The organism is Streptomyces sp. NPDC001848, assembly GCF_042891915.1.
GTDB lineage: Bacteria > Actinomycetota > Actinomycetes > Streptomycetales > Streptomycetaceae > Streptomyces.
Genome location: NZ_JBIATP010000016.1, coordinates 53,922 through 78,685, shown reverse-complemented (window position 1 = coordinate 78,685; position 24,764 = coordinate 53,922). Strand labels below are relative to the sequence as shown.

Below are 24,764 nucleotides of genomic sequence, written 5' to 3'. Positions count from 1 at the left end.
TGCGGTCGGTGGGGGTGTGCGCCGGTTACTTGAGCTGGGCGTCGGTGTAGTAGCCGCCCTTGACCAGCACGTCCTCGTAGTTCGACTTGTCGACGCTCACCGGCTGCAGCAGGTAGGCGGGGACGACCTTGGTGCCGTTGTCGTAGGTCTTGGTGTCGTTGATCTGAGGCTTCTTGCCGTTGAGGGCGTCGTCCATCATCGTCGAGGCGACATCGGCGAGCTTGCGCAGGTCCTTGTAGACGGTCTGCGTCTGCTGACCGGCGATGATCGACTTCACCGAGGCGAGCTCGGCGTCCTGGCCGGTGATGACCGGCAGCGGCTTGCTCGCGGAGCCGTAGCCGTCCGACTTCAGCGCGGACAGGATGCCGATGGAGATGCCGTCGTAGGGCGAGAGCACCGCGTCGACCTTGCCGCTCTTGTAGGCGGAGGTGAGGATGTCCTCCATGCGCTTCTGCGCGGTGGTGCCGTCCCAGCGCAGGGTGGTGACCTGGTTGAGCTGGGTCTGCCCGGACTTGACCACCAGTTGCTTCTTGTCGATGTACGGCTGCAGCACCTTCATCGCGCCGCCGAAGAAGTACTTGGTGTTGTTGTCGTCGTTGGAGCCGGCGAACAGCTCGATGTTGAACGGGCCCTGCCTGCCGCTGTCCAGGCCGAGCTTGTGCACGATGTAGGTGCCCTGGAGTACGCCGACCTTCTCGTTGTCGAACGAGGCGTAGTAGTCGACGTTCTTGGTGCCGAGGATGAGGCGGTCGTAGGAGATGACCGGGATGTGCGCGTCGGCGGCCTGCTGGAGGACGTTGTTCAGGGACTTGTTGTCGATGGCCGCGATGATCAGGCCCTTGACGCCCTGGGTGATCAGGTTCTCGATCTGCGAGACCTGGGTGTCGGGGTTGTCCTCGCCGTAGACCAGCTTGGTCTTGTAGCCCTTGGCCTCGAGGTCCTTGACGACGTTGTTGCCGTCGTTGATCCAGCGCTCGGAGGACTTGGTCGGCATCGCGATGCCGATGGTGCCCCCCTTGGCGCTGCCCGCCTTCTCCTTGCTGCCGCCCGCGCTGTTCTGGCCGCACGCGGTCAGGGTCAGGGCGAGGGACGCGGCTCCGGCTATCGCGGTGAGTGCGGCTCTGCGAGTGCGCATGGTGATCAGTCCTTGTGTGTTCTCGTCGTTGAGATGGGCGGGAGAGAGGGGCGGAGTGCTCCCGGCGGTCGTCAGTCGCCGGTGGGGAAGCGGTTGAGTGAGCCGGGCAGCCGGGAGCCGAGCGGCGCCATGTCGCCGTCCGCGCCGTGCCGGGCGAGCAGGTCGAGAGCGAGTCGGCCGCGCCGCACCCGCTCCCGGGCGGTGTCCAGGGTCAGGTCCCGCAGGTGCGCGCCGTACGGGTAGATCCCGGGCGCCTTGGACAGACCGAACTTCAGATACAGCGGTGCGCCGCGCCGGATCAGCTCGGCGACCTCGTACATCCGCACATAGCCGCCCAGGTCGTCGGGGGCCTCGATGTACATGTCCATGGGGGCGCCCGACACCCGCCGGATCTCGGTGAGGTGATCCAGCGTCAGGTCGCTGGGCACGTTGACCGAGTCGGCGCCCAGCCGCTCGTACACGGCGTACGAGGCCGGATTGACCGGGCCGATCAGCGCCGAGACCTTCAGTGTGGTGTCGGCCGGGATGATGCCCTTCGCACGGGCCCGGTGCAGCGTCCACAGCACGCCCTCGTCCGCGACGAGCAGACACTTCACACCCAGCTCGGTCGCGCGGATCGCGTCCTCGACACAGCCGGCGACCGCGTCGTGGCCGCGGGCCCTCAGGCCCCCGCCGCGCGAGTCGGAGCGGACCGAGCCGCCGATGTCCCAGGTGCCGCGCGGGCCCGTGAACAGGCACAGCTCGATGTCACGCTCGGCCGTGGCCTCGACCATCTCGGTGATCTCGGCGTCGGTCAGCATCCACACACCGCTGCCCTGGCTGATCCGGTGGATCGGCACGTCGAGCCGGGAGGACTCCTTCAGGACCGCCGCGAGCGCCTCGGGTCCCTCGCACGAGGGGATCTCGGTGCGCCAGCGGCCGCCTCCGGGGAAGGTGTGCGGCGAGGCGTCGGCGGGGGAGAGGTCGGGCGCGCCCAGGCCGAGCGCGGCGAGTGCCTGCTCACCGGGCCTGCGGGCTGCCGTAGCGGAGTCGGTGGTCACGAGGAGTCCTTCATGTTCGGTATTTCGGACGAAGTTCGCGGCTCAGGGTGTGGGTGGGTCTGGTGGTACGCCGGTACGGAGCTCGTCAGGTAACTCCGTACCGGCGTACGGCTCTCAGGGGTGTCACGGTCTCAGCAGGACCTTGCCGACCTTCGGGTCGCCGGACCCCACCAGCTCGATGGCCTGCGGGAACTCGGTGAGCGGCAGCTCGTGCGTGACCAGCGGCAGCGGATCGAGCAGCCCGGCGCCGAAGACCCGCACCGCATGCCCCCAGGCGTCCGGCGGCGCACCGAAGACGGTGTGCACCTCCAGCTGCCGTACGACGAGGTCGGTCGGGTCCAGGCCCTCGGCGCCCGGCGCCGGGATGCCCGTCAGGACGAGCCGCCCGCCGCGCCGGAGCAGCGAGGCGGAGGTGCGCGCGGCGGACGCGGACCCGGCGGTCTCGATGACGACGTCGAAGTCGTCGGGCAGCTCCTGGTCCCTGGTGCGGAAGTCGCCGGCGCCGAACTGCCGGGACAGTGCCTCGCGGTCGTTGCGGGTGCCCACCACCAGCAGCTCCGACGGCGAGATCGCCTTCAGGAACTGCACGGCGAACATGCCCAGCGTGCCCGTGCCGACGACCGCGACCCGCTCGCCAGGCTGGGCGTTCCCCTTCAGTGCGGCGGCCGCGATGCAGGCGGCCGGCTCCAGCAGGGCCGCCGCCGTGAGGTCGGCGTCGTCCGGCAGGAGGTGCAGCAGCCGGGCCGGGAGCGTGAGGGTGGTGGCCATCGCGCCCGGCTGGGTGAAGCCGGTTTCCTCGTAGCCCGAGGTGCACAGGGTCGTCTCGCCCGCGTGGCAGCGGTCGCAGACCTGGCAGTTGCGGAAGCCCTCCCCGACGGTCTTGCGGCCGATCAGCGACGCGGGCACCCCGGCGCCGACCGCCTGCACCGTGCCGGACCACTCGTGGCCGGGGGTGAGCGGGTAGCGCGCATAGCCCTCGGGCCGGTTGCCCTGGTAGACCTCGCGGTCGCTGCCGCAGATACCGACGGCGTGGACCCGCACCAGCGCCTCGCCCGGGCCGGGCTCGCGCGGTGTGTGCGCTTCGAGCCGGTGGGTGCCGGGCGCCTCGACGACGACGGCGGTGCTCACTGCTCGTCCTTCGGGTTGCGCTTCTCCCAGCCCTCGGCCCACAGGTCGAAGTGGGCCCGCTGCTGCGGGAACTCGGCCGCCGCGTCGGTGTCCAGCTCCACGCCGAGACCGGGTGCGTCGGAGAGGTGGAAGCAGCCGTCCTCCGGGTTCACCTGCGGGGCGCCCTTGACGACCTTCTTGATCTCCGCGTCCGCGAAGTCGTTGAAGTGCTCCAGGATCTTGAAGTTCGGGGAGGTGAAGCCGACCTGCAGTGAGGCGGCCGTCAGCACGGACCCACCCACGTTGTGCGGGGCGATGAGCATGTAGTGCGTCTCGGCGGTGGCGGCCAGCTTCCGGGTCTCCCAGATGCCGCCGATGTGGCCGAGGTCGGGCTGGATGATGTCCGCGGCCTGGCTCTCGAACAGCTCGCGGAACTCGATGCGGTCGTGAATGCGCTCACCGGTGGCGACCGGCATGTCCACCTTCTCGGCGACCTTCTGCAACGCCTTGAGGTTCTCCGGCGGCACCGGCTCCTCCAGCCAGGCCGGCTTGAACGGGGCCATCTCCTTGGCCAGCCGCACCGCGGTGGCGGGGGAGAAGCGGCCGTGCATCTCCAGCATCAGCTCGGTCTCCGGGCCGATGGCGTCGCGCACGGCCTCGATGAGGGAGACCGAGTAGAGGGTCTGCTCGTGGTCGAGTTCGAAGTGCCCGGTACCGAACGGGTCGATCTTCAGCGCCTTGTAACCGCGCTCGATGACCCCCTGGGCGGCCTTGTGGTAGGCCTCCGGGGTGCGCTCGGTGGTGTACCAGCCGTTGGCGTACGCCTTCACCTTGTCGGTGACCTTGCCGCCCAGCAGCTGCCAGACCGGGACGCCGAGGGCCTTGCCCTTGATGTCCCAGCAGGCCATCTCGACGACCGCGATACCGGACATGACGATCTCACCGGCACGGCCGTAGTCGCCGTACTTCATCCGGCGGACGAGGTCTTCCACCGCGAACGGGTCCGAGCCCAGAATGTGGTTGGCCTCCGCCTCTCGCAGATAGCCGATCAGCGCGTCGGTGTGGCCCAGCATGCGGGTCTCGCCGACACCGGTGATTCCTTCGTCGGTGTGCACCTGCACGTACGTCAGGTTGCGCCACGGCGTTCCGACCACATGTGTGCTGATTCCGGTGATGCGCACGGCAGTTGCCCCTTGTTGCTTCGTCGGTGCGTACGTCGGCTCGGGTGGGTAGCGCTTCGGCGTGTTCGAAATTTCGTCACACGTTCGAAATGCTGGCGTGACAGTAAGGACGCCGCAGTGGGAGTGTCAATGGGTCGAACGCATAACGGTTTCGGCAAGGCTTTCGAGAGCTGTTTCGCCGTGCCGCGTTCGGCCCGCCACATCATGTCGGCCGGTTCCGCACACAACCTTCACGGGCACCTCTAGGAACGTTATCCGGCCGGACCTTACCCTTCCCGCGTCATGGACTACTGCCACCCGTGCCGACGGCACCTGAATGGCGCCCTCGCCTGCCCGGGGTGCGGTACGCCGGTCGAAGAGCTACGCGCGTACGCGGACGCGGAGATGTACCCGGACGCGGAGATGTACGCGGACGCGGGCGACGCGGGTCTTCCCCCGGACGGTTTCGGCGGCTCGGGTGTCGCCGAGGCGTCGGCCGCGGACGACGGCGGGGTGCGGCCCGGGCGGGCGCAGAGTCGGCGCCGCGGTGCGTCCCCCGGTCCCGGGCCCCGGGCGGCGCGTCGCGATCGCAAGGCCGCGGCGCATCGCAGGCGCCGACGGCGGGTGCTGTTCGCCGGAGCGGGGCTGTTGCTGGCGGCGGGCGCGCTGAGCCTGGCGGAGCTGGGCATCGAGGTGCCGGGGTCGACACCGAAGACGGCGACGGCCGGGGACGAGGCGGCGAACGGCGGGGCCTCGGCGGCGCAGACCACGGGCGCGCCGGGTGCCGCCGGTGGCACGGGCTCGGGCGCGATCTCGGTCTCGGCGTCCGTCGCGGCGTCCCCGTCGTCGAAGTCCAAGGACAAGAAGGCGGACGGGAAGAAGCACGCGTCGGAGAGCCCCACGGAGCCGGCGCCCACGACGGGGCCTGCGCAGCAGTCGGCGCCGCCTCCCGCGGCGACGGCCACCACGGCGCCGAGCACCCGTCCGACACCGGCGCCGACGAGGACGGGCCCGGTACCGACACCTTCGCCATCGAAAACGTGCAATCGGTTCCTGTGGTGGTGCACATAGCGCTCGACGGGGCGGACCGCGCCCCGTCTCCGGGGCGTCCGTCAGCTGACGCAGCGCGCGCTTCAGCCGATGACGCGTGCGCTCCGACGGCTGCTCACCTCGTGCGGGTGCGAGTGACCGCACCCGCTGGTGCGGATCGCCGACCCGACCGCCGCGCGCGGACGTAGGCCGCCGGGAGCCGCACGACGGTCATCCCTGCCTCCTCCCTGCCTCCTGCCAGGCGATCCCCGGATCGAGTGAGGCATTCCGCTCGGGTGATTCGAACTACGCATCACGGCAGCCGTATGCGGTCCTGACGGACATCCCGGCCAGTGCTCGGACTTTTGCTCGGTGAATCGTCCGTTACGTGGCGCTGATCAGCAGCGTTGTGCAGGCGCATGCCCCAGTCGTCGTCAGCGGAGGAGCTCCATGCGCCCACATCCCAACGTCATCGGCATTCACCTGGTGTTCGAGCGGGCGGGCCGGGTGCTCCTCGGCCGGCTGCTGAAGGGAGACCGGCTCGTATGAAGGCACGGACGAAGCGCGCGGCCCGGAACGGGCACCCCGAGGAGGGCGTCTCGGAGTCGGAGCAGCTCTTGTTCGGCGGTCCGCTCCGGTACGACATGGGGTGGAGCCGGCACGACGGCTCGTTCCTGGAACTGGGGCTGCGCGCCATGGTCGCGCGGATGCCCCGGCTGATCGGCTCCACGGTCCGGCTGGCCCACCGCGCGGACCCGCGGGCGTTGCGACAGGTCGCCGTGGCGGAGATCGGCGGTGGCATCGCGCAGGCGGTCGGCCTGGTCGCGGTCAACCGGGTCCTCGCCCAGCTGTTCGGCCAGGGGGAGACCGCCCAGCGACTCGCCGCCGCCGGGCCGGCGCTGGTCGCGGTGGCTGTCACGGCGGTCGCCGGCGCTCTGCTGAAGTCCCTGTCCACGGCGGGCACCGGGAGGCTGGAGCCGAAGGTGTTCCGGGTGGCGACCGAGGAGTACCTGGAGCGGGTGGCCCGGGTGGAGCTGGCGGCGGTGGAGGACGAGGAGTTCCACAAGTTGCTCGACTCCGCCCAGTGGGGCGCCGAGTCAGCCCGCCGGATGATCAAGTTCTGTGCGTCGGTGATCACCGCGGCGATCGCGCTGGTCGCTGCGGCCGGTGTGCTGACCGCGTTGCACCCGGCGCTGCTGCCGCTGCTGGCGGCGATGACCCTGCCGAGCGCCTGGAGTGCGCTGACCATCGCCCGCCGCCGCTACGTCTCCTTCCACACCTGGGTCCAGCACGCCCGGGCCGGGCAGCTCCTCGGGCGGCTGCTCATCGACGTCCAGGCCGCACCCGAGGTACGGGTGCACAACATCGGCCCGTTCCTGCTGAGGCACTTCCGCACGATGGCCGAGACCGGCGAGCGGGAACAGACCCGGCTGGCGTCCCTGGCCGCCCGTACCGGCCTGGTCGCCTCCGGCTGGACGGGTCTTGCCACCCTGGCCACCTACGCCGTGCTCGGCCTGCTGCTGTGGACCGGCGCCATGGGCCTGGCCGTCGCCGGCACTGCAGTCATCGCCATCCGCACCGGCTCCGCGAACCTCGAAGCCCTGGTCGTCCAGCTCAACTACCTGTACGAGGAAAGCCTGTTCGTCGCCGACCTGGACCGGCTGTGCCAGGAGGCCGACCGCCGCCTCATCCCCACCACCGGCCGCCCGCTGCCGGCGCGGGTCGCCGCCATCCGCTTCGAGAACGTCACGTTCACCTACCCGGGCACGACCGACAGCCGGCCCGCCCTGGACAGCGTGAGCGTCACCATCCCGGCGGGCAGGATCATCGCCCTGGTCGGCAACAACGGCAGCGGCAAGAGCACGCTGGCCAAGCTGCTGTGCGGGCTGTACGCCCCGGACGGCGGCCGGATCCTCTGGGACGACGTGGACGCCACGGAAGCCGACCGCGCCGACCTCTTCGACCGCATCGCCGTCGTCGCCCAGGACTTCTACCGCTGGCCCTTCACCGCGCGCATCAACGTCGCCATCGGCCGGCCCGAGGCACCGTACGACGACGAACTGCTGTACACCGCCGCCGAGTACGCCGGTGCCGACGAGACCGTCGCCTCCCTGCCCCGGGGCTGGGACACCCTGCTGGCCCGCGGCTACAAGGGCGGCCACCAGATCTCCGGCGGCCAGTGGCAGCGCCTCGGCATCGCCCGGGCCCGCCACCGCGACGCGCGGATCCTCGTGGTGGACGAGCCCACCAGCGCCCTCGACGCGGAGGCCGAGCAGCGCGTCTTCGACCGGATCCGCGATCTCGCGGCGGAGGGCCAGACGATCGTCCTGATCACGCACCGCCTGCACAGCGTCCGGCACGCGGACGAGATCTATGTCCTGGAGCACGGCCGCGTGGCGGAGCACGGCACCTTCACCGACCTCATGCGACCGGACGGGACCGGCCCGGGCCTGTTCCGCCGCATGTACCTGGTGCAGTCCGAGCAGTACCGCCTGGACGGCCCCAAGGTGCCCGCGCAGGGGGGTACGTCCAGCCCGTCCGTGGGCACCTCCGGGGGCACTTGCAAACCGTCCAGCGGTACATCCAGCCCGTCCGGCGTTTGAGCACAAGGCCGTTCAGGCCCAAGCGGGGGTCTGGGGGCGGCAGCCCCCAGGTACGGGAAGGGTAGAGGCGGCGGGGGCGAAAAACGGGGGGCGAGCCCCCGTCGATCGGTACCGGGAGCGGGTGCCGGTCAGGCGGTGCTGGGACGGGCCCCGGTCAGGCGGTACCGGGGGCGAGCCCCGGACAGCCGGCACCCGGGGCCCGCCAGTCGGCACCCGGGGCCGGCTCCCCGTCAGTCGGCACCGACGGCGGACCCGTCCAGCATGCGGCGCAGCAGGTCCCGCAGGGACAGCCGTTCCTCCCGGGACAACCCCGCCAGCGGCTCCCGCGCGAAGTCCAGCGAGTCGCGCAGGCCGCGGGCCACCCGGCGCCCCTCCTCCGTCGCCGCCGCCAGCTTCACCCGGCGGTCCGCCGGGTCCGGGCGGCGCTCCACCAGGCCCCGGGCCTCCAGTCGGTCCACGATCCCGGTGACGTTCGACGGCTCGCACTTCAGCTTCTGGGCCAGCCGCCGCATCGGCAGCGGTTCCAGCGACAGCAGGCTCAGCAGCCGCGCCTGCGCCCCGGTCAGCGCGTGCTCGGCCGCCGCCTCCTCGTACTCCTGGTGGTAGCGCGCCACGACGCTGCCGATGAGTTCCACGACCTCCAACGTCACGGGGTCGATACGAGAAGTCTGCTGCGCGGCCATGCCGTCCAGGCTACCTCTTTACTTGACAGCATGAAATATTCAGGAGCATGGTTGTTTCAGGTACTGAATTAATTTGAGCCGCACGTGAGGAAAGGCGCCATGACCGACACCCCCACGCCCCCCGCCGTCAGCCGCGAATGGCACCTGCTCAGCCGCCCCGTCGGCTGGCCGAAGCCCGAGGACTTCGCGCTCGTCGAGGCCGAGGTACCACAGCCCGGCGAGGGCCAGGTGCTGGTGCGGAACAAGTACCTCTCCGTGGACCCGTACATGCGGGGCCGGATGAGCGCCGCCAAGTCCTACGTCGCCCCCTACGAGCTGAACCAGCCGATGCAGGGCGGCGCGGTCGGCGAGGTCGTCACCTCGAACGTGGACGGCATCGCCGCCGGCGACCACGTCCTGCACTTCATGGGGTGGCGCGAGTACGGCGTCGTCGACGCCAAGCAGGCCGTCAAGGTCGACCCGGACGCCGCGCCGCTGTCCACCTACCTCGGCGTGCTGGGCATGACCGGGCTCACCGCCTACGCCGGCCTGCTGCGCACCGCCGCCTTCAAGGAGGGCGACTCCGTCTTCGTCTCCGGTGCCGCGGGCGCCGTAGGCAGCCAGGTCGGCCAGATCGCCAAGCTCAAGGGCGCCTCCCGGGTCATCGGCTCCGCGGGCTCGGACGAGAAGGTCAAGCTGTTGCTGGAGGAGTACGGCTTCGACGCCGCCTTCAACTACAAGAACGGCCCGGTGAGCGAGCAGCTCCGCGCCGCCGCCCCCGACGGGATCGACGTCTACTTCGACAACGTCGGCGGCGACCACCTGGAGGCCGCCATCGGCTCCCTCAACCGGGGCGGCCGCATCGCCGTCTGCGGCATGATCTCCGTCTACAACAACACCGAGCCCGCCCCCGGTCCGAGGAACCTCGCCCGGCTCATCCAGACCCGTGGCCGGATCGAGGGCTTCCTGGTCGGCGACCACTACGACCTGCAGCCGCAGTTCGTCGAGGAGGTCGGTGCCTGGGTCCGCTCCGGCGAGCTGAAGTACCGGGAGACCGTCGTCGAGGGCATCGAGAACAACCTGGAGGCGTTCTTCGGCGTCCTGCGCGGCGACAACGTCGGCAAGATGATCGTCAAGCTCTGAGCGGCGGAACACCACCCGCATCACCGTGACGCCCGCCTGACGAAGGTCGTTGCGTACGGCGGAGGCCGCATCCCTGGACGTGGGGTGCGGCCTCCGCCGCGTCGTCCACCTGGGGGGAATCACCGCCTCCGGAAGACGCGGAGATGGCCCGGCGGTGACGGATGCCCGAACTCGGCTGCCGCGGCGGGCCGGAGGGGGCATGCTGAGGGGCGAGGAGGGCTGCCCATGTCCCCGATTCCGTCGCTCCCCCACTGGCACGACGTGCTGCGCCTGGCGCGCGGCACCACCGACGTCGCCGGCCAGCTCCTCGACACGGCCGGGAACATCACCAGGATCGCCGTCAACACCCTCGATCCGCGCGACGGGTCGGGCGCCGAGGCGCTGCGCGTGCTGCGGGAGACCACGGCGGAGCTGGCGGAGGTGAGCGCGTCCCCGCAGGCGCAGGAGGCGTTCTACCGGATCGTCGACACCCTGACCCGGCTGGGCGCCACCGGCGCGCCGCTGGCCGTGCACCCGGTGAGCGAACCGGCACAGGTCCTGCTGGCCGCCCTCGGCGAGGGACTGCTGCCGGTGCTCGACGCCGTCGAACCGGCGATGGAGGAGGTCGCGGCGGTCGTCCGGGAGTTGATGGAGGCCGCCTCCCCGCTGCTGCCGACGGCGACCGGCCTCGCGGCGGGCACGCTGCTCGCCCTGACCCCGCTGGTCCGTGCCGCGGCGGAGGTCCTGCGGGACTCGGCGCCCGAACTGACGCGGATCGCCGAGGCGTTGACGGCCGCGCTGGCCCCCCTGCTGCCGCTCCAGGAGGACCTGACGGAACGGGTCGCGGCCACGGGGTCGACCCTGGTCCGGGCGGCCCTGCCACCCCTGGCCGACCTCACGGAAGCGGCCGCCGCGACGACGAAGGCGGCCCACCCGGTCCTGCTGGCGGGCGAGGAGCTCCTCGTCTCGGGGCTGGAACAGATCCAGCCGCTGCTCCTGGCGGCGGCTTCGCGCGCCGGCCGCGTGACCAGAGCGACGGCGGTACGGGTGTCGGCGGCGATGAGCCCGGCGGCGGAACGGGCGGTCGTGGTCACGGTGGCACCCGCATGACGGGCGCCCGTCATGACAGGCGACCGGCGTGACCGGCCGGCGTGACCGGCCGGCGTGGCACCGGCGTGACGGGCGACCGGGGTGACGGGCGAGGGTGGCACCGGGGCGACCGGCGTGACCGGCCGGCGTGGCACCGGGGTGACGGGCGGCCGGCGTGACCGGCCGGCGTGGCACCGGCGTGACGGGCGACCGGGGTGACGGGCGAGGGTGGCACCGGGGCGACCGGCGTGACCGGCCGGCCTGGCACCGGGGTGACGGGCGACCGGCGTGACCGGCCGGCGTGGCACCGGCGTGGCGGGCGACCGGGGTGACGGGCGACCGGGGTGACGGGCGAGGGTGGCACCGGGGCGGCCGGCGTGACCGGCCGGCGTGGCACCGGGGTGACGGGCGACCGGGGTGACGGGCGAGGGTGGCACCGGGGCGGCCGGCGTGACCGGCCGGCCTGGCACCGGGGTGACGGGCGACCGGCGTGACCGGCGAGCGTGGCACCCGCATGGCGGGCGACCGGGGTGACGGGCGAGCGTGGCACCCGCATGGCGGGCGACCGGCGTGACGGGCGATGGTGGCACCGGCATGACAATCGACATGCCGGCCGCCGATAGGGTTCTCCCATGCATGATCTGGGCGCGGGACTCGGCTATCTCCTCAAGGGCCAACGATGGGTGGCCCGTCACGGCAAACAGTACGGTTTCGGCCTCGTGCCGGGTCTGATCACCCTCGTCCTGTACGCCGCGGCGCTCGTCGCGCTCGCCCTGTGGGGCGACGACCTCGTCACCTGGGCCACTCCCTTCGCCGACAGCTGGCCGGACCCCTGGCTCGGGCTCTTCCGCGGTTTCCTCACCGTCGTGCTGTTCGCCCTCGCCCTCCTCCTCGCCGTCCTCACCTTCACCGCGGTCACCCTCCTCATAGGCCAGCCCTTCTACGAGAACCTCTCGGAGAAGGTCGACCGCGACGTCTCCCCGGACGGCACGGCACCCGAGTCGGGCCTGCCCCTCCACCGGGAGCTGTGGATATCGGCCCGCGACAGCCTCCGCATCCTCATACGGGCCGCCCTCTGGGGCGTGCTCCTCTTCGCCCTCGGCTTCCTGCCGTTCGTCGGTCAGACCGTCGTCCCGGTCGTCGGGTTCTTCGTCACCGGCTTCTTCCTCACCGAGGAACTCACCGCCGTCGCGCTCCAGCGTCGGAGCATCGAACTCCGCGAGCGCCTCGCCCTGTTGCGCTCCCGCAAGCCGCTCGTCTGGGGCTTCGGCACGCCCCTCGGCCTCGCCTTCCTCGTCCCGTTCGTCGCCGTCTTCCTGATGCCGGGCGCGGTCGCGGGCGCCACGCTGCTGGCCCGGGACCTGCTGGGCGAGGAGAACGCCGGGGAGGCGGAGGACGTCTCCGAGGACGAGCCGATCAGCCACCTCCCCTGACGGCGGCTCCGGGAACGTACGCCGCCGCCTCCCGCAGGGCCGCCACGAACGCCTCCCCGGCCGGAGACAGGGACCGCCCCCGCACCGTCGCCGCGTACACCGCCCGCCCCGGCCCGCCCTCGTCCAGCACCGGAAGCAGGGAGACATCCGGCCGTACGGACTCCGCGGCGAGCGCCGGCACCAGGGCCACCCCGAGCCCGGCGGCGACGTACCCCAGCTTGGCGGTCCACTCGGCCACCACGTGCGCGACCCGTGGGCGGAAGCCCATCACGCTGGACAACCCCGCCTCCGCGCCCCAGCCCCTCAGCCCGTACTACTCCCAGGTCGCCCGCGTCCAACACGCCGATGACAGTGCCCTGTTGCTCCTCGCCGGGCGGATCGCCGAGGGGGCGACGCTCGCCGAGCAGAGCCGCGGTGTGTTCGAGACGATCGACGCTCTTCTCAAGGCGCACGGTGCGCATGGCGGACGTCATCAACATCCGTACGTATCTGACGGACATCGGCAAACTCGCCGAATACGCCGCCGTACGACGGGAGTTCCTGCCCGGGACCCCGCCCACCAGCATGACCTTCGAAGTGCCCCGCCTGTTCCGCCCCGAGGCGCAGATCGAGGTGGAGGTCGTGGCCGCGGTACCGGCCCCCGCGGTGGGGAAGTGAGCCGCCGTACCCGGCAAGAGCGTCGAGGCCGTCGTCGTCCTGCCGCGCCGCGTCATCGACGTCCTGGAGGAGTGCGCGACACGCGTGGACGGTTGTGAAAGGTTCGTACGAAATCCGGCCCGGGCGCTCGATCGCCGACCATCGAGTCGCGACGACGATTAACGTCGGACACGGGACGGAGTCCCTCGACGAACAGCCCCGGTCCGGGACCTGACGGCCGGACCGGGGCTCGTCGCTCGGTGCCGGGCTAGCGCACCGAGAAGCCGTACACCGTCTCCGACCGGTACACCTCGCCCGGCCGCAGCCGTGTGCTCGGGAAGTCCGGGCGGTTCGGGGAGTCCGGGAAGTGCTGGGTCTCCAGTGCGATGCCGTCGCCGGGGGCGAAGGGGGCGCCGAGGTGGTCGGCGGTGTACAGCTGGAGGCCGGGCTCGGTCGTGGACACGGTGAGCAGGCGTCCGGACGCCGGGTCGTGCAGTTCGGCGACCGCCACCGGGGTGCGCGTCACGCCCTTGTCGAGCACGAAGTTGTGGTCGTAGCCGGAACCCACCTTCCGGGACTCCCGGAAGTCGAAGCGGCTGCCTTCGACGGTCTCGAGCGCTCCCGTCGGGATCAGGTCCGCGTCCACCGGGGTGTACCGGGAGGCGGCGATGCCCAACTCGTGCCCGCCCGCGTTCCCCGAGCCCGCCAGGTTCCAGTACGAGTGGTTCGTCAGGTTCACCACGGTCGGCGCGTCCGTGACCGCCTGGTAGGCGATGCGCAGCGCGCCGTCCGCGTCGAGGGTGTACGTCGCCGAGACCTCGAGCCGGCCCGGGAAGCCCTCCTCGCCGTGCGGGCTCACCCGGGACAGCCGGACGCCGTGCTCCACCGGCTGCACGTCCCACACCCGCTTGTCGAAGCCCTGCGACCCGCCGTGCAGCGAGTTGGGGCCGTTGTTCGGCTCCAGTGCGTAGGTCCGGCCGTCGAGCGAGAAACGGGCGCCCGCGATGCGGTTGGCGTACCGCCCGACCAGAGCTCCGAGGTACGGCTCCGGATGGCGCAGATAGCCGTCCAGGTCCGGGAAGCCCAGCACCACGTCCGCCAGGCCCCCGTCCCGGTCCGGAACCTCGGCCGACTGCACGATCCCGCCGTACGACAGGACGCGCATCCGGACCCCGCCCCGCTCCAGCGTCCAGCGGTGGACCGCCGTGCCGTCGGGAAGTGTGCCGAAAAGTTCGCTCATGTGGGAACCCTAGGTCACGGGGTCCTTGGCGGTGACGGTGCGGTAGGCGATCTCGGCGAGTCGTGCCTGACCGTTCGTGCTCGGGTGGAACCAGTCCCAGGGGCTCAACTGCGCGGGCCCGAAGCGGTAGTCGAAGACCGCGTTGCCGTCGAAGCGGCACCGCCGGTCCTTCGCGCACACCTCCTTCAGGACCTGGTTGTACGCCTCCACCCGGGACTGCACCGCAGCCCGCCGCCGAGTGGACGCGGCGTCCAGCGCGTCCGCGTCGCCCAGCATCGACGGGCAGATGCCCAGCTTCCACACCTGCTTGCCGAGCGCGCTGGTCCGGCCCTCGGACCACAGCCGCATCAGGTTCGGCACGCTGGAGACGTAGACCTGCGCCTTCGGCAGCGACCGGCGCAGCACCGCCATCGCGTCCTCGAACTGCTCGCGGAAGTCACCGACCGGTGTCATCGCCGAGGTTGAGGAGCGGCAGGCGTCGTTGGCGCCCACCATCACCGTCACCAGCTCCGGCCTGTGCCGCACCGCCTGCGCGATCTGCCCGGCCAGGTCGGCCATCCGCGCGCCGGTCACCGCGTAGTTCCAGCTGCGCTCCGTGGCCCCGGCCGGCCCGAGCAGCCGTACGGCCAGGCTGTCGACGCCCGTGTCGGTGCCCGTCGCCCACGACACCTGAGGGCAGTCGGACAGCACGGTGCAGGCGTCGAAGCCGCGCGTGATGGAGTCGCCGACGGCGGCGATCGAGTCGGGGGAGCGGTTCCAGACCGGCTTCGGGGACGGCCGCGACGACGGCGCCCCGCCGCCGGAGGCGTCGCATCCGGCCAGGCCGAGGACGGCCGCGACCGCGACCGCGGCGACGGCCCTCAAGCGGTGGCTTCGCTTCCGCATCCCTGGTCCCCTCGTTCGGCAGCGCTTCGAACACGCTCGGTCAGCCCCGCGTCCCCTTGGGTGAAACCTCGGCATTCCCGGGCAACGGGACCGACGGTACGTCACACTCCTCGGCCCGGCGCACGGTAGCCTCGCCCCGTGGCCGCCCTTGCCACGCCCGGTTCCGTAAAGTTACAAGATGTGGCGCTCTGCCCGGAGGTTCAGGTGACGACACGTGGAGTCCTGTACGTGCACTCCGCGCCCCGCGCACTGTGCCCGCATGTCGAGTGGGCCGTCGCGGGCGTGCTGGGCACCCGCGTCAATCTCGACTGGATCCGGCAGCCCGCCGCCCCCGGCACCTGGCGGTCGGAGTTCTCCTGGCAGGGCGACGCCGGCACCGCCTCCAAGCTCGCCTCGGCGCTGCGCGGCTGGCAGCTGCTGCGCTTCGAGGTCACCGCGGAGCCGTGCCCGACGGCCGAGGGGGAGCGCTACAGCTGCACCCCCGACCTCGGCATCTTCCACGCGGTCACCGGCCTCCACGGCGACATCCTGATCCCCGAGGACCGGCTGCGCGCGGCCCTCATCCGCTCCCAGCGCGGCGAGAGCGACCTGGAGGCGGAACTGGCCCGCCTCCTGGGCAAGCCGTGGGACGACGAACTGGAACCGTTCCGGTACGCGGGCGAGGGCGCCCCGGTGCGCTGGCTGCACCAGGTCGTCTGAAGGGGTCCCGACAGCACGTGATCCCAAGGACCCCGACACCGCGTGATCCCGAGAACCCCTGACACAACGTGTAGGGCCCCCACCGAACGGTGGGGGCCCTACAGCGTGTGACCGGAGAGAACCGGCGCCCGGCTGCGTCAGACCGTACGGAACGCGAGCACCACGTTGTGCCCACCGAACCCGAACGAGTCGTTCAGCGCGGCGATCCGGCCCTCGACCGGCAGCTTGCGCGCCTCGCCGCGGACGACGTCCGCGTTGGCCTCCGCCTCCGGGTCGATGGTCTCGATGTTGATGGTCGGCGGAGCCACCCGGTGGTACAGGGCGAGCACGGTCGCGACCGTCTCGATGCCGCCCGCGCCACCCAGCAGGTGACCGGTCATCGACTTCGTCGCGGACACCGCGATGTGGTCGGTGTCGTCACCGAACACCTTCCGCAGCGCCTTCAGCTCGGCGACGTCGCCGGCCGGCGTGGACGTCGCGTGCGCGTTGACGTGCACGATCTCCGCCGGGTCCAGGTCGGTGCGCTCCAGCAGGTTCTGCAGGGCGTGCGCGATGCCCCGACCCTCCGGCTCGGGCTGCACGATGTCGTGGCTGTCGGCCGAGATGCCCTGCCCGACCGCCTCGGCGTACACCCGCGCCCCGCGCTTGGCGGCGTGCTCCGCGGACTCCAGGACGATCACGCCGGCGCCCTCGCCGAGGACGAAACCGTCACGGTCGACGTCGTAGGGACGCGAGGCACCCTGCGGGTTCTCGTTGTTCTTGGACATCGCCATCATGTTGCCGAACGCGGCGATCGGCAGCGGGTGGATCGCCGCCTCCGTGCCACCCGCGACGACGACGTCGGCGCGGCCGGTGCGGATCATCTCGATGGCGTAGCCGATGGCCTCCGCGCCCGACGCGCAGGCGGAGACCGGCGTGTGCACGCCCGCACGGGCGCCCACGAGCAGGCCCACGTTGGCCGAGGGGCTGTTCGGCATCAGCATGGGGACGGTGTGCGGGGAGACGCGGCGGACGCCCTTCTCCTTGAGCACGTCGTACTGGTCGAGCAGGGTCGTCACACCGCCGATGCCGGAGGCGATGACCGCACCGAGTCGGTCCGGGTCGACGCTTCCGTCCTCCCCGGCCCTGCCGGTGAAGCCGGCGTCCTTCCACGCCTCCTGGGCGGCGATCAGCGCGAACTGCGCCGAGCGGTCCAGCCGGCGGGCCTGGGGCCGCGGGATGACCTCGGAGGGCTCCACGGCGATCTGCGCGGCGATGCGGACCGCCTGCTCGGCGGCCCACTCCTGCTCCAGGGGTCCGACACCGGACTTGCCGGCGATCAGGCCCTCCCAGGTAGAGGCCGCGTCGCCACCCAGCGGTGTGGTTGCGCCGATACCGGTGACGACCACGGTGCGATTGGTCGAGCTCACGGGAATTCTTTCTCCAACGGATACGAGGATTAAGCGGCGCCACCGCCGGGTGGCGGGGCAACGGCCCGATGTCCGGGCCTACGGCCCGGGGTTGAGCTGTCTGCCCAGGTGATCGGTCGATCAGGCCTGGTGCTTGAGGATGTACTCGGCGGCGTCACCGACCGTCTTGAGGTTCTTGACGTCGTCGTCGGGGATCTTGACGTCGAAGCGCTCCTCGGCGGCGACGACGACCTCGACCATGGACAGCGAGTCGACGTCCAGGTCGTCGGTGAAGGACTTGTCCAGCTGGACGTCCTCGGTGGGGATCCCGGCGATCTCGTTCACGATCTCGGCGAGACCGGCGACGATCTCTTCCTGAGTGGCGGCCATGTCAGGCGCTCCTTCGTAGATATCCATCAGGGTGTGGCGCCCGCCGCGTCAGCGGCAGGTGGTGCAGTTCCCGCACCGGACCGCATGATCCGGCACGGAGTGCCTAGGGGAGGGTAACGACCGTGGCGGCGTAGACGAGACCCGCCCCGAAGCCGATGACGAGCGCGGTGTCGCCGCTCTTCGCCTCACCGGTCGCCAGGAGCCGCTCCATCGCGAGCGGGATCGAGGCGGCCGAGGTGTTGCCGGTGGTGCGGATGTCACGGGCGACCGTGACGTGCTCCGGCAGCTTGAGAGTCTTCACCATCGAGTCGATGATCCGCACGTTGGCCTGGTGCGGGATGAAGACGTCCAGGTCGTCCGCGGTGATCCCGGCCGCGTCCAGCGCCTGCTGGGCGACCTTCGCCATCTCGAACACGGCCCAGCGGAACACCGCCTGGCCCTCCTGTGTGATCGCGGGGAACTTGACGTTGCCCTCGCTGTCCACCGGGAGCTTGGAGACGTCGCCCAGCCGGAACTCGTTCCACGGCACCGTCTGCTTGATCGTCTCGGACTTGTCGCCTTCGGAACCCCACACGGTCGGACCGATGTGCGGCTCCTCGGAGGGGCCCACGACGACCGCGCCGGCACCGTCACCGAACAGGAAGGCGGTCGCCCGGTCCTCCAGGTCCGTCAGGTCCGACAGCCGCTCCACGCCGATGACGAGGACGTACTCCGCGGAGCCCTCGACGACCATCCCCTTGGCGAGCGTGAGCCCGTAGCCGAAGCCCGCGCAGCCCGCCGAGATGTCGAAGGCGGCGGCCTTGTCCGTGCCGAGCTTGTCGGCGATCTCGGTGGCGACGGCCGGGGTCTGGCTGAAGTGCGAGACGGTCGAGACGACGACCGCGCCGATCTGGTCGGCGGCGATCCCGGCGTCGGCGATCGCCTTGCCGGCCGCCTCGATCGACATCGCGGCGACGGTCTCCTCGTCGTTCGCCCAGTGCCGGGTCTCGATGCCGGAGCGGGAGCGGATCCACTCGTCGGAGGAGTCGATCTTCTCCAGGATCACCTCGTTCGGCACCACCCGGACCGGGCGGTACCCGCCGACGCCGAGGATGCGCGCGTACGGGGCGCCCTTGCGTGCCTTGATCTTCGACATGCTCTCGCTCTCCTGATCAGGCGCTGTGCTCGGCGATGAGTTCGCGAGCCGCGTCGAGGTCGTCGGGGGTCTTCAGGGCGAGGGTCTTGACGCCCGGCAGCGCGCGCTTGGCGAGGCCGGTGAGGGTGCCGCCGGGGCACACCTCGATCAGCGCGGTCGCTCCCAGCTTCTCGAAGGTCTCCATGCACAGGTCCCAGCGGACCGGGTTGGCGACCTGGCCGACCAGGCGCTTGAGCACCTCGGCACCGGTCTCCACGGTCTGCCCGTCCTTGTTGGAGACGTACGTGACCTTCGGGTCGGCGGGCCTCAGCGCCTCGGCGGCGTGCGCGAGGGCGTCGACCGCGGGGGCCATGTGGTGGGTGTGGAAGGCGCCCGCCACCTTCAGCGGAACGACCCGGCGCACACCCTCGGGCTTGTCCGCGTCCAGGGCGGCGAGCTGCTCCAGGGTGCCGGCGGCCACGATCTGCCCGGCGCCGTTCACGTTCGCCGGGGTCAGGCCGAGCTTGTCCAGGTGCGGGATCGTCGTCTCGGGATCGCCGCCGAGCAGGGCCGACATGCCGGTGGGCGTGATCGCCGCGGCGTCCGCCATGGCCAGGCCCCGCTTGCGGACGAGGGTCAGCGCCGCCGTGTCGCCGAGGACGCCGGCGAAGGCCGCCGCGGTGATCTCACCGACGCTGTGCCCGGCGACAGCGCCCGGCACGATGTCACCGAGTGCCGCGGCGGACAGCAGCCCGGCGGCCACCAGCAGGGGCTGCGCCACGGCGGTGTCCCGGATGGCGTCCGCGTCGGCTTGCGTGCCGTAGTGGACGAGGTCCAGTCCGATGGCCTCCGACCAGGCGCCGACGCGGTCGGCGGCGCCGGGGAGGTCGAGCCAGGGGGTCAGGAAGCCGGGCGTCTGGGCGCCCTGGCCGGGAGCGACGAGTACGAGCACTCTCACACTCTCTCTTGGGGACGGCCGGGGCCGCCCGTGGGGACAAGGACGAAGAACCGCAGGGGGTTTTGTGGGCCCCCGACAAAAGACTAGGTCTGGGGATCACCCTCGGCCAGACGCCCCAGGATCAGCGCGATCCGCAGCGTGAACGCGGAGCGTACATCAGAGGGTGACCAACCGGTGACATCAGTCACACGTCGGAGCCGGTAGCGGACGGTGTTCGGGTGAACGAAGAGCATGCGCGCGGCACCCTCCAGACTGGACGCCTGCTCCAGATACACGCTGAGCGTTTCCAGGAGCGCGGAGCCCGCCTCCTCCAGCGGTCTGTAGATCTCCTCCACCAGTTGCTCGCGCGCGCTCGGATCACCGGCGATCGCGCGCTCCGGCAGCAGATCGTCCGCCAGGACCGGGCGCGGTGCGTCCTGCCAGGCAGAACACGCCTTCAGGCCCGCCGCGGCGGCCTGCGCGGACCGGGTGGCGGCGAGCAGATCGGGCACGATCGGCCCGGCGACGACGGGCCCGGCGGCGAACGGCCCGATCAGCGACTTGGCGACGGCGAGCGGATTGTCGCTGCCTCCCGCGATCACGACGAGCCGGTCCCCGAGCACCCCGGTGAGCACCTGCAGCTTGGCGTGCCGGGCGGCCCGCCGGATGGCCTCGACGGTCAACTCGCTGTCACCGTCGGGTGCCGTACCCAGCACCACGCACACATGTTCAGGCGAGTTCCAGCCAAGTGCGGCGGCCCGGCTCACGGCGCCCTCGTCGGCCTCCCCGCTCAGCACGGCGTTCACGACGAGCGACTCCAGCCGTGCGTCCCAGGCACCGCGGGCCTCGGCGGCCTGCGCGTAGACCTGCGCGGTGGCGAAGGCGATCTCCCGCGCGTACACGAGGAGCGCCTCGCGCAACAGGGACTCGTCACCGGGCGCGGCCACCTCGTCGATGGCGGACTCCATGACCTCGATGGTGGTGCGCACCATCTCCACGGTCTGCCGCAGGGTGATCGCCCTGGTCAGTTCGCGCGGAGCGGTCCCGAACACATCGGTGGAGATGGCCTGCGGGGCGTCCGGGTGCCGGAACCACTCGGTGAAGGCGGCGATACCGGCCTGCGCCACCAGCCCGATCCAGGAACGGTTCTCCGGAGGCATCGCCCGGTACCACGGCAGCGTCTCGTCCATGCGCGCGATGGCCTGCGCGGCGAGGCTTCCGGACGATTTCTCCAGCCGCTTCAGGGTCGCGGCGTGCGGATGGATGGAATGCGCTGCGGGCTCGGTGAGGCGGGCTTCGGGTTCGGGCACGGGGACAAGACTGCCTTATCGGGACGGGACCGTGTGGCGGGGGTCCCGGAGGGCGGGTGGCACGGGGCTACCGTGGGGGACGTGATGGACGTACGGCGCGCCGGCGAGCGCTACCGCGGAGGGGACCCGGCAGCCGGGATCGAGTCCCTGCACGCCTTCAGCTTCGGCCCGCACTACGACCCGGACAATCTCCGCTTCGGCTCCGCGATCGCCTGCAACGAGGAGCGGCTCGCACCGGGCGCCGGCTTCGACGAGCACCGGCACAGCCACACGGAGATCGTCACATGGGTGGTGGAGGGCGAACTGACCCACCGCGACTCCACGGGGCACACGTCGGTGATCGGCCCCGGAGACGTGCAGCGCCTGAGCGCGGGTGGGGGCGTCCGCCACGTGGAACGCAACGACGCCGAGGCTCCGCTGGTCTTCGTCCAGATGTGGCTGGCCCCCCGCGAACCGGGGGGCGACCCCGTCTACGAGGTCGTCCACGGCATCGCCGACTCGACCCCGTACGCGGTCCCGGAGGCGGGCGCGATGCTCCATGTACGACGCCTGGGGGCGGGGGAGCGGACGGCGGTCCCGGATGCGCCGTATCTGTACGTGCACGTGGTGCGCGGCGAAGTGCGGCTGGACCGGGAGGAGTTGGGGCCGGGGGACGCGGCGCGGATCACTGACGCCAAGGACCTGGAGGCGGTGGCGGTGACGGGGGCGGAACTGCTGGTGTGGGAGATGACGGATCGCTGATCGCGGTCTGCTCCACGTCGAGGCGGTCGCCGATCGGTGGGGCGTGACGCCGAGATCGGACGGGAGCGGCAAGACGGTGTGGTTCGAGTGTCCGGCCACGGTGCCGCGCGCGGGCGAGGGCGCCGTCAGCCCCGCAGCTCCGCCAGCACCGCGTCCGTGAACGGCGTCCACGCCTCGATCGCCCACGGGCCGAAGGCGCGCTCCGTCAGCGCCACGCACGCCGCCCCCGCATCCGGATCGACCCACAGGAACGTCCCCGACTGCCCGAAGTGCCCGAAGGTCCGTGGCGAGGACGAAGTACCCGTCCAGTGCGGCGACTTCGAGTCGCGGATCTCGAACCCCAGCCCCCAGTCGTTCGGGTTCTGGTGCCCGTACCCGGGCAGCACCCCCTTCGTCCCGGGGTACTGCACCGTCATCGCCTCCGCCACCGTCCGCGCATCCAGCAGCCGCGGCGCCTGCACCTCCGCCGCGAACCGCGCCAGGTCCGCCACCGTCGAGACGCCGTCCTTGGCCGGGGAGCCGTCGAGCGTCGTGGACGTCATGCCCAGCGGCTCCAGCACCGCCTGCCGGGCGTACTCGGCGAACGGGATGTCCGTCGCCTTCGCCACATGGTCGCCCAGCACCTCGAACCCAGCGTTCGAATACAGCCGCCGCTCCCCGGGCGCCGACGTCACCCGGTGCTCGTCGAAGGCCAGCCCGGAGGTGTGCGCGAGCAGATGACGCACCGTCGCGCCGGGCGGCCCGGCGGGCTCGTCCAGCTCGATCGCCCCCTCCTCGTACGCGACGAGCACCGCGTAGGCGGCCAGCGGCTTGGTGACCGAGGCCAGCGGGAAGCAGTGGTCGACCGGACCGTGCGTACCGAGCACGGTGCCGTCCGCCCGGACGACCGCCGCGGCGGCGGTGGGGACGGGCCAGTCAGCGATCAAGGCCAGGCTCTGCAGGGGCATGACCCGAGCCTAAGCGGCTCACAGCTGCAGCCGCATCGAGGGGTCCGGCTTGCGGACGAAGCCCAGCGACGCGTACAACGGCTCCGCCTCGGCGGACGCGTTCAGGTCGACCTGGGGGACACCCTGCTCACGGAACCAGTCCAGCAGTTCCTCCATGCAGGCACGGGCGTAGCCGCGGCGGCGCACGTCCGGATCGGTGGCGACGCTGAAGACGTACCCCACCCGCCCCTGCGGATTGCCCGCCCGCCCGATCCGGTACTCGATCGTCCCGGCCACCAGCGCCGCCAGCGCTCCCGGCCGTTCCGGATGGTCCACGACGAACGCCGCGAAGCCGCCGTCCGGATCGGCGAGCCGGCCGCGCAGGGTCGGCAGGGACTCCTCGTGCCACTCGGTGGAGGAGGCGGAGGAACTGGCGGCGAAGACCGAGTCGATCATCACCTGGCGCAGGCGCAGCACTTCTTCGGCGTCCTCGGGCACGGCCCGGCGTACGAGACTCATGTCGCGCACGCTAGTCACGGCCCGTCGTTCGGGTCTCGCCATTTTCATCGGATTCGGCTTGCTTGGAGTGCACTCCAAGGTTCTAGCGTGGTGGCCATGACGGTGATCGAGACCTTGGCCGAGGCGGCCGAAAACGGGACCGACATCTGCGGCGTACCGTCCGGGCGGCATCCCCGCCCCGACGGGCAGGACAGCTACACGATCAGCGAGGTCGTCGCCTTCACCGGCCTGACCGCGCACACCCTGCGCTGGTACGAGCGGATCGGGCTGATGCCCCACGTGGACCGCTCGCACACCGGGCAGCGCCGCTACTGCAACGCCGACCTGGACTGGCTCGACCTCGTCGGCAAGCTCCGGCTCACCGGCATGCCCGTGGCCGACATGGTGCGCTACGCGGAACTGGTGCGCGCCGGCGACCACACCTACGCCGAGCGGTACGAACTCCTGGAGGCGACCCGGCGGGACGTGCTCGCCCGGATCGCGGAGCTGCAGGACACGCTCGCGGTGCTCAACCGAAAGATCGATTTCTACGCGGATGCCGGGCGCGCCCTGGCGTCGGAGAGGCCCCGATGACGGACAGCAGGATCTCGCAGGTGCGGCTGGGCGACGACGGCCCCGAGGTGGGTGTGCAGGGACTCGGCTGCATGGGCATGAGTTTCGCGTACGGCCCCGCGGACGCCGAGGAGTCGCGCGCCGCCCTGGAGCGGGCGCTGGAGCTCGGCGTCACCCTGTACGACACGGCGGACATGTACGGCGCGGGGGAGAACGAGAAGTTCCTGTCGCCGTTCTTCAAGGCGCACCGGGACGAGGTGGTCATCGCCACCAAGTTCGCGATCTCCACCTCGCCCGACGACCCGTTCAAGCGGATCATCCGCAACGACCCGCCCTACATCCGCCAGTGCGTCGAGGCGAGCCTGAAGCGCCTGGACGTCGACGTGATCGACCTCTACTACATGCATCGCCGGGATGTGAACGTGCCGATCGAGGAGACCGTCGGCACCATGGCGGAGCTGGTGCGCGAGGGCAAGGTCAAGCACCTCGGGCTGAGCGAGGTCACCGCCGACGAGCTCCGGGCGGCGCAGGCGGTCCATCCGATCGCCGCGGTGCAGTCGGAGTGGTCGCTGTTCAGCCGGGACATCGAGGCGAAGGTGGTGCCGACCGCCAAGGAGCTGGGCGTGGCCCTGGTGCCGTACTCGCCGCTCGGCCGCGGCTTCCTCACGGGCTCGTTCTCGAACGCGGAGACGGACCTCACGGACCAGGACTTCCGTCGTAGGATGCCCCGCTTCACCGGCGAGAACGCGGCCGCCAACGTGGCGCTCCTGGAGCCGATCCGGTCGGTCGCGAAGGCCCACGACGCCTCGCCGGCGCAGATCGCACTGGCCTGGGTGCAGCAGCAGGCCACGGTGCGCGGCCTCGCCGTGGTGCCGATCCCGGGCACGACCAAGCGCCACCGCGTGGAGGAGAACGTCGGGGCCACACGGATCGTCCTGACGGACGAGGAGCTGTCCCTGCTGGAGCCGATCGCGGCCAGGGTGGCGGGCGACCGCTACCCGGACATGAGCTTCACGTCGGTGGGCCGGGAGTAGGGCGGAGGCACCA

The 24,764-nt window shown here is 71.4% G+C and carries 24 protein-coding genes and 1 pseudogene; 10 read left to right on the top strand and 15 right to left on the bottom strand.

The genetic code is table 11. The features are described from left to right. Positions 1-25: 25 nt before the first annotated feature. The 4 genes from chvE to ACFYZJ_RS29645 form a co-directional block, all read right to left on the bottom strand. Positions 26-1,135: a multiple monosaccharide ABC transporter substrate-binding protein gene (gene chvE / locus ACFYZJ_RS29660; RefSeq protein WP_388573013.1), complete on the bottom strand. Its 1,110-nt coding sequence runs from the start codon at positions 1,133-1,135 to the stop codon at positions 26-28. A 71-nt stretch (positions 1,136-1,206) separates the two neighbouring features. Next, positions 1,207-2,175, bottom strand: a complete 969-nt coding sequence (locus ACFYZJ_RS29655) for a hypothetical protein (RefSeq protein ID WP_388573012.1) — start codon at positions 2,173-2,175, stop codon at positions 1,207-1,209. A 123-nt stretch (positions 2,176-2,298) separates the two neighbouring features. Continuing rightward, complete coding sequence (locus ACFYZJ_RS29650; RefSeq protein ID WP_388573010.1) at positions 2,299-3,303, bottom strand: zinc-binding dehydrogenase; 1,005 nt, start codon at positions 3,301-3,303, stop codon at positions 2,299-2,301. Continuing rightward, the gene (locus ACFYZJ_RS29645) at positions 3,300-4,463 is read right to left on the bottom strand and encodes a mandelate racemase/muconate lactonizing enzyme family protein (RefSeq protein WP_388573008.1); all 1,164 of its coding nucleotides are present in this window, start codon (positions 4,461-4,463) and stop codon (positions 3,300-3,302) included. Before ACFYZJ_RS29645 ends, ACFYZJ_RS29650 begins: the two co-directional genes overlap by 4 nt. Positions 4,464-4,745: 282 nt before the next feature. Between ACFYZJ_RS29645 and ACFYZJ_RS29640 the strand changes: the two genes are divergently transcribed. Both ACFYZJ_RS29640 and ACFYZJ_RS29635 read left to right on the top strand, forming a co-directional pair. Further along, a complete protein-coding gene (locus ACFYZJ_RS29640) occupies positions 4,746-5,513 on the top strand; it encodes a hypothetical protein (protein ID WP_388573006.1) in 768 nt (255 codons plus the stop codon). Positions 5,514-6,016: 503 nt separating this feature from the next. Next, entirely contained in the window at positions 6,017-8,074 is a 2,058-nt protein-coding gene (locus ACFYZJ_RS29635) for an ABC transporter ATP-binding protein (RefSeq protein WP_388573004.1), read from the top strand. Between the two features lie 230 nt (positions 8,075-8,304). Here the strand turns inward: ACFYZJ_RS29635 and ACFYZJ_RS29630 are convergent, their stop codons facing one another. Beyond that, positions 8,305-8,757 carry a MarR family winged helix-turn-helix transcriptional regulator gene (locus ACFYZJ_RS29630; protein WP_388573002.1) on the bottom strand — a complete coding sequence of 151 codons (453 nt, stop codon included), beginning with the start codon at positions 8,755-8,757 and terminating at the stop codon, positions 8,305-8,307. A gap of 99 nt (positions 8,758-8,856) precedes the next feature. Here ACFYZJ_RS29630 and ACFYZJ_RS29625 point away from each other — a divergent pair, with 99 nt between their 5' ends. From ACFYZJ_RS29625 to ACFYZJ_RS29615, 3 genes are all read left to right on the top strand, one after another. Then, positions 8,857-9,879, top strand: coding sequence for an NADP-dependent oxidoreductase (locus tag ACFYZJ_RS29625; protein ID WP_388573000.1), 1,023 nt, complete (start codon positions 8,857-8,859; stop codon positions 9,877-9,879). 225 nt (positions 9,880-10,104) lie between these two features. Then, entirely contained in the window at positions 10,105-10,968 is an 864-nt protein-coding gene (locus tag ACFYZJ_RS29620) for a hypothetical protein (RefSeq protein ID WP_388572998.1), read from the top strand. 611 nt (positions 10,969-11,579) lie between these two features. After that, entirely contained in the window at positions 11,580-12,380 is an 801-nt protein-coding gene (locus ACFYZJ_RS29615) for an EI24 domain-containing protein (RefSeq protein ID WP_388572996.1), read from the top strand. Here the strand turns inward: ACFYZJ_RS29615 and ACFYZJ_RS29610 are convergent. Beyond that, positions 12,364-12,645: pseudogene (locus ACFYZJ_RS29610) on the bottom strand (LysR substrate-binding domain-containing protein); the annotation flags it as partial. The gene ACFYZJ_RS29615 and the pseudogene ACFYZJ_RS29610 sit on opposite strands and share 17 nt — an antisense overlap. Positions 12,646-12,839: 194 nt before the next feature. On the opposite strand from ACFYZJ_RS29610, the gene ACFYZJ_RS29605 reads away from it, so the two are divergent. Further along, the gene (locus tag ACFYZJ_RS29605) at positions 12,840-13,037 is read left to right on the top strand and encodes a Rid family hydrolase (RefSeq protein WP_388572994.1); all 198 of its coding nucleotides are present in this window, start codon (positions 12,840-12,842) and stop codon (positions 13,035-13,037) included. Positions 13,038-13,284: 247 nt separating this feature from the next. Here the strand turns inward: ACFYZJ_RS29605 and ACFYZJ_RS29600 are convergent, their stop codons facing one another. Next, positions 13,285-14,256, bottom strand: a complete 972-nt coding sequence (locus ACFYZJ_RS29600) for an aldose epimerase family protein (RefSeq protein WP_388572992.1) — start codon at positions 14,254-14,256, stop codon at positions 13,285-13,287. A 9-nt stretch (positions 14,257-14,265) separates the two neighbouring features. After that, positions 14,266-15,141: an SGNH/GDSL hydrolase family protein gene (locus ACFYZJ_RS29595; RefSeq protein ID WP_388572990.1), complete on the bottom strand. Its 876-nt coding sequence runs from the start codon at positions 15,139-15,141 to the stop codon at positions 14,266-14,268. A gap of 204 nt (positions 15,142-15,345) precedes the next feature. On the opposite strand from ACFYZJ_RS29595, the gene ACFYZJ_RS29590 reads away from it, so the two are divergent. Further along, entirely contained in the window at positions 15,346-15,840 is a 495-nt protein-coding gene (locus ACFYZJ_RS29590) for a DUF3145 domain-containing protein (protein WP_388572988.1), read from the top strand. 137 nt (positions 15,841-15,977) lie between these two features. On the opposite strand, the gene fabF is transcribed toward ACFYZJ_RS29590, so the two are convergent. The 5 genes from fabF to fasR all read right to left on the bottom strand — a co-directional run bounded on the left by fabF (position 15,978) and on the right by fasR (position 20,979). After that, on the bottom strand, positions 15,978-17,249 hold the full coding sequence (gene fabF / locus ACFYZJ_RS29585) for a beta-ketoacyl-ACP synthase II (RefSeq protein ID WP_388572987.1): 1,272 nt from the start codon (positions 17,247-17,249) through the stop codon (positions 15,978-15,980). A gap of 120 nt (positions 17,250-17,369) precedes the next feature. Continuing rightward, a complete protein-coding gene (locus tag ACFYZJ_RS29580; RefSeq protein WP_043440034.1) occupies positions 17,370-17,618 on the bottom strand; it encodes an acyl carrier protein in 249 nt (82 codons plus the stop codon). Between the two features lie 103 nt (positions 17,619-17,721). Continuing rightward, entirely contained in the window at positions 17,722-18,753 is a 1,032-nt protein-coding gene (locus tag ACFYZJ_RS29575; protein WP_388572985.1) for a ketoacyl-ACP synthase III, read from the bottom strand. Between the two features lie 16 nt (positions 18,754-18,769). Beyond that, positions 18,770-19,684, bottom strand: coding sequence for an ACP S-malonyltransferase (locus ACFYZJ_RS29570; protein ID WP_388572983.1), 915 nt, complete (start codon positions 19,682-19,684; stop codon positions 18,770-18,772). Positions 19,685-19,773: 89 nt separating this feature from the next. After that, complete coding sequence (fasR, locus tag ACFYZJ_RS29565; protein WP_388572981.1) at positions 19,774-20,979, bottom strand: fatty acid biosynthesis transcriptional regulator FasR; 1,206 nt, start codon at positions 20,977-20,979, stop codon at positions 19,774-19,776. Positions 20,980-21,063: 84 nt separating this feature from the next. Here fasR and ACFYZJ_RS29560 point away from each other — a divergent pair, with 84 nt between their 5' ends. After that, positions 21,064-21,720 carry a pirin family protein gene (locus tag ACFYZJ_RS29560; protein WP_388573221.1) on the top strand — a complete coding sequence of 219 codons (657 nt, stop codon included), beginning with the start codon at positions 21,064-21,066 and terminating at the stop codon, positions 21,718-21,720. Positions 21,721-21,845: 125 nt separating this feature from the next. Here the strand turns inward: ACFYZJ_RS29560 and ACFYZJ_RS29555 are convergent, their stop codons facing one another. Together ACFYZJ_RS29555 and ACFYZJ_RS29550 are read right to left on the bottom strand one after the other, a co-directional pair. Then, positions 21,846-22,667 carry a serine hydrolase domain-containing protein gene (locus ACFYZJ_RS29555; RefSeq protein WP_388572979.1) on the bottom strand — a complete coding sequence of 274 codons (822 nt, stop codon included), beginning with the start codon at positions 22,665-22,667 and terminating at the stop codon, positions 21,846-21,848. A gap of 18 nt (positions 22,668-22,685) precedes the next feature. After that, on the bottom strand, positions 22,686-23,165 hold the full coding sequence (locus ACFYZJ_RS29550; RefSeq protein ID WP_388572977.1) for a GNAT family N-acetyltransferase: 480 nt from the start codon (positions 23,163-23,165) through the stop codon (positions 22,686-22,688). A gap of 96 nt (positions 23,166-23,261) precedes the next feature. On the opposite strand from ACFYZJ_RS29550, the gene ACFYZJ_RS29545 reads away from it, so the two are divergent. Further along, entirely contained in the window at positions 23,262-23,738 is a 477-nt protein-coding gene (locus ACFYZJ_RS29545) for a MerR family transcriptional regulator (RefSeq protein ID WP_388572975.1), read from the top strand. After that, complete coding sequence (locus tag ACFYZJ_RS29540) at positions 23,735-24,751, top strand: aldo/keto reductase (RefSeq protein WP_388572973.1); 1,017 nt, start codon at positions 23,735-23,737, stop codon at positions 24,749-24,751. Before ACFYZJ_RS29545 ends, ACFYZJ_RS29540 begins: the two co-directional genes overlap by 4 nt. Positions 24,752-24,764: the final 13 nt, after the last annotated feature.

Coding starts and splice junctions, on each gene's coding strand:
- ACFYZJ_RS29620 (WP_388572998.1), top strand. CDS start 10,105: ATGTCCCCGATTCCGTCGCTCCCCCACTGGCACGACGTGCTGCGCCTG.
- ACFYZJ_RS29615 (WP_388572996.1), top strand. CDS start 11,580: ATGCATGATCTGGGCGCGGGACTCGGCTATCTCCTCAAGGGCCAACGA.
- chvE (WP_388573013.1), bottom strand. CDS start 1,135: ATGCGCACTCGCAGAGCCGCACTCACCGCGATAGCCGGAGCCGCGTCC.
- ACFYZJ_RS29595 (WP_388572990.1), bottom strand. CDS start 15,141: ATGCGGAAGCGAAGCCACCGCTTGAGGGCCGTCGCCGCGGTCGCGGTC.
- ACFYZJ_RS29640 (WP_388573006.1), top strand. CDS start 4,746: ATGGACTACTGCCACCCGTGCCGACGGCACCTGAATGGCGCCCTCGCC.
- ACFYZJ_RS29630 (WP_388573002.1), bottom strand. CDS start 8,757: ATGGCCGCGCAGCAGACTTCTCGTATCGACCCCGTGACGTTGGAGGTC.
- ACFYZJ_RS29625 (WP_388573000.1), top strand. CDS start 8,857: ATGACCGACACCCCCACGCCCCCCGCCGTCAGCCGCGAATGGCACCTG.
- ACFYZJ_RS29545 (WP_388572975.1), top strand. CDS start 23,262: ATGACGGTGATCGAGACCTTGGCCGAGGCGGCCGAAAACGGGACCGAC.
- ACFYZJ_RS29635 (WP_388573004.1), top strand. CDS start 6,017: ATGAAGGCACGGACGAAGCGCGCGGCCCGGAACGGGCACCCCGAGGAG.
- ACFYZJ_RS29550 (WP_388572977.1), bottom strand. CDS start 23,165: ATGAGTCTCGTACGCCGGGCCGTGCCCGAGGACGCCGAAGAAGTGCTG.
- ACFYZJ_RS29560 (WP_388573221.1), top strand. CDS start 21,064: ATGGACGTACGGCGCGCCGGCGAGCGCTACCGCGGAGGGGACCCGGCA.
- ACFYZJ_RS29575 (WP_388572985.1), bottom strand. CDS start 18,753: ATGTCGAAGATCAAGGCACGCAAGGGCGCCCCGTACGCGCGCATCCTC.
- ACFYZJ_RS29555 (WP_388572979.1), bottom strand. CDS start 22,667: ATGCCCCTGCAGAGCCTGGCCTTGATCGCTGACTGGCCCGTCCCCACC.
- ACFYZJ_RS29600 (WP_388572992.1), bottom strand. CDS start 14,256: ATGAGCGAACTTTTCGGCACACTTCCCGACGGCACGGCGGTCCACCGC.
- ACFYZJ_RS29580 (WP_043440034.1), bottom strand. CDS start 17,618: ATGGCCGCCACTCAGGAAGAGATCGTCGCCGGTCTCGCCGAGATCGTG.
- ACFYZJ_RS29605 (WP_388572994.1), top strand. CDS start 12,840: ATGGCGGACGTCATCAACATCCGTACGTATCTGACGGACATCGGCAAA.
- ACFYZJ_RS29540 (WP_388572973.1), top strand. CDS start 23,735: ATGACGGACAGCAGGATCTCGCAGGTGCGGCTGGGCGACGACGGCCCC.